General features: G+C 63.1%; 4 protein-coding genes and 1 pseudogene. 3 read left to right on the top strand and 2 right to left on the bottom strand.

Going from position 1 to position 2,523, the window contains the following annotated elements; translation table 11 throughout:
- The coding region (locus AB0J29_RS37085) for a hypothetical protein (RefSeq protein ID WP_364796033.1) at positions 1 to 183 on the bottom strand (183 nt) is incomplete at its 3' end.
- Positions 184 to 322: 139 nt separating this feature from the next.
- Entirely contained in the window at positions 323 to 1,324 is a 1,002-nt protein-coding gene (locus AB0J29_RS37080; RefSeq protein WP_364796031.1) for a hypothetical protein, read from the bottom strand.
- A gap of 32 nt (positions 1,325 to 1,356) precedes the next feature.
- Here AB0J29_RS37080 and AB0J29_RS37075 point away from each other — a divergent pair.
- The 3 genes and pseudogenes from AB0J29_RS37075 to AB0J29_RS37065 form a co-directional block, all read left to right on the top strand.
- A pseudogene (locus tag AB0J29_RS37075) lies at positions 1,357 to 1,538 on the top strand (transposase); the annotation flags it as partial.
- Positions 1,539 to 1,605: 67 nt separating this feature from the next.
- The gene (locus tag AB0J29_RS37070) at positions 1,606 to 1,929 is read left to right on the top strand and encodes a transposase (RefSeq protein WP_364796028.1); all 324 of its coding nucleotides are present in this window, start codon (positions 1,606 to 1,608) and stop codon (positions 1,927 to 1,929) included.
- On the top strand, positions 1,929 to 2,523 hold a 595-nt coding region (locus AB0J29_RS37065), incomplete at its 3' end, for an IS3 family transposase (protein ID WP_364796026.1). The genes AB0J29_RS37070 and AB0J29_RS37065, both read left to right, overlap by 1 nt.

Raw genomic sequence — 2,523 nt, 5'->3', positions numbered from 1 at the left:
TAGCCCGGGAAAGTCAGACAGTTGCGGGTAATACTGCCAGAAGCCGACCGTGTACCCGTTGACCCGCACCGGTTCCACGCCAGGCAAGGGAGCTGTGGCACCGAATTCGTGCCGTGCGGTCAGCCACTGACTTACCGCGTACGTCCGTTTCGGCCTGTCCGAATCCGCCTCGTTAGTGCTCACCCGTCCGACGGCTGCATGACGCGGCAGGACGTAAACCGCATTGCTCGAATGGTGAATGAGTTCCGCGCCCGTGGGATCGAGTCCGGATACTTCGCATGCGCGGGATAGTGCCGTGAACTCTTCTGATGACATGCCAGCCCTACCCGACCAGTGCGACCGTTGTTTGAAATTCGTTCTCGACGCGTTGAACGACGGGGAGGTCAGCGTACGGTGCCAGGCGACGACGAACGACGTTGATCGACTCGATTCCGCGAGCGCTGGTCAATCCCCGGGCGGCGCGGATCGCGTCTTGGAGCACATGGCAGGCTTGTTCGATCTCCACACTGTGGCCCACTGCGGCCTCGCCAGGTTCGGGCACGTAGGACGCCGCCAGTGTCGCCGCGACCAACACCTGCCGCCGCTCCATGCCAACGGAGTCGGCTAAAACTAACGGTGCGCGTTGTTGAACATCGACAGCACGCCGCCCATCGTGCGCGACGTACATGAACTCTGCTGACAATTGCCGCTCGGTGAAGAACCGAATCCAATCCGGCTCGTCATCCGGTCGGGCACGGTTCAACCGTCGCTCTGCCTCCAGCATCGCTTGTACGCCAGCGGGCGCATCTCCGTTCAGCGCGTGCGCACGCGCCAGCAGTGCATTGCACCTCGCGGTACTGCTCGGTGAACCCGACTGCTGAGCCGCGTGTACGGCAGCGGTGCCGAACCACAGCGCCTCCTTCTTACGGTTCAGAAAGTGCGCTTGCATCGACATGTCCGTGAGGATATGCGCCCCCAATGCGGTATTGCCGCTTACCTTCGCAAGCCGCAGGGCCTGCCGAAAGTACTTCTGTCCCAATCCTTGTCGGGCTGAATCGAAGCACATGAAGCCGCTCAGGTCGCACAGTCGCGCCGCGACTGCAAACAACTCGGGCGCGGTGCGACTGTCGCAAGAGCCACGCAGCGCGGGGCCGACTACGTCATCTAGAAACCGCGCCAGAGTTGCACGCGCGTAGCCGCCACCGAGATGGTGGTCCGCATTAGAGAACACCTCGCACATCGACCACATGACCTCGATATCGGCGGTGCCAACACGCCGATGGTTCTCGCCCGCGGCGAAGACCGGAACCGTCTCGTCCAACCATTCGCGCACAGGATCGAACACATCGCACCCGACCCACGGCACGTAAGTAAGCTCTGGCGTTCTACGACTTCCCCGCCGGACACCGATCCACCTGCGAACGACGAACCCGATTGAGTCGACCTTCGCCACCGTCCGACTGCGGACCAAGGTCACCCGAGGCGCCGGCAGCGCGCCCGCCGCCCTGGCCATGGTCTTCAAGCTCGTCGAGTCCGCCCAACAGCGATGGCGGGCTGTGTGAGGTTGCCCCCAGGTAGTGGACACCGAGTTAGCAGGACCGATGGTCCTGCTGGAAGGATGTCCGTATGCCTCCTCGCAAGCGTCGGTCGTTCACGGCCGAGTACAAGGTCGAGGCTGCCCATCGTGTGATCGATTCTGGTCGCACGATCGCCGAGGTCGCCCGGGAGTTGGGGCTCAACGAGGGATTGTTGAGCAACTGGGTCAAAGACGAGCGGCGCAGGATCGCCGCCGCCGAGGCTCAGGGGGACAAACCCTTGGACGCGGCCGAGCGAGCCGAGTTGCTGCGGCTGCGAAAGCAAGTCGCTGAGCAGGACAAAGACATCGCGTTTTTGAAAAAAGCCTCGGCGTACTTTGCCGCGATGCAGACGAACCGGCCCGGTTCGATCTGATGGTGAAGTACGCCGGCCCCGACGACATCCTCGCTACCGCCGGCACCACGAACCCATCGGGACACCGGTTCTCCATCGTGCGGATGGCGCGGCTGCTGGCGGTATCCACGTCGGGCTACTACCAATACGTGAAGCGTTGCGCAGCAACAGTTTTGACGCCACGTGAGCAGCGTCGCGCCGACCTCGAGGTGAAGATCACCGACATCCACGCTGAATCGAATCGCACATACGGGTCACCGCGGATCACCGCCGAGCTGCGCGATCGCGGCGAGGTGGTGACGAAGAAGACCGTCGCCAAGATCATGGCCTCGATCGGGTTGGAAGGTATCAGCCCACGCACGTTCAAGCTCGCAACCACCGTGGTCGACCCGAATGCGTCGTTCCCACCAGATCTGATCGACCGCGTCTTCGACCAGGGGCGTCTGGACGCGGCCTGGCTGAGCGACATCACGTATCTCACCTGCGGGCAGGGCGAGATGTTTCTGTGTGCGATCCGGGACGGGCATTCCCGGAAAGTGCTGGGCTACAGCATCGCTGACCATATCGGTGCCGACATGGTCACCGCCGCCATCGAGCAGGCCGTTGCCGCCCGCC

Origin of the sequence: Nocardia sp. NPDC049707 (assembly GCF_040674855.1) — a bacterium.
Lineage (GTDB): Bacteria > Actinomycetota > Actinomycetes > Mycobacteriales > Mycobacteriaceae > Nocardia.
This window is presented reverse-complemented; position numbering and strand designations above follow the sequence as displayed.